1 protein-coding gene is annotated in these 231 nt (G+C 69.7%); it reads right to left on the reverse strand.

Annotated elements, in window-relative coordinates:
• Positions 1–60: 60 nt before the first annotated feature.
• A complete protein-coding gene (locus tag Q5762_RS40290) occupies positions 61–231 on the reverse strand; it encodes a helix-turn-helix domain-containing protein (RefSeq protein ID WP_399495678.1) in 171 nt (56 codons plus the stop codon).

Raw genomic sequence — 231 nt, forward strand, 5'->3', positions numbered from 1 at the left:
CCTTCCTGGGGTACGTGGCCCTCGCCGTGGTAGCGGTGAGGGCCGATCTGTGTGGTGGGGTCAGCGCGTCTTGGAGCTGGTGATGAGCCGGTTGACCTGCGCGGCGGAGAACAAGACGCGCCCGTTTCGCTTGCTGGACGGCTTGTGTCGGCGAAGCGTCCCGTCGGCGGCGAGCCGGTCGACGGTGGTGAGGCTGACGCGCAGCAGGTCGGCCACCTCGGCGCGGGTCAT

The sequence above is a fragment of the Streptomyces sp. P9(2023) genome (genome assembly GCF_032436795.1).
Lineage (GTDB): Bacteria > Actinomycetota > Actinomycetes > Streptomycetales > Streptomycetaceae > Streptomyces.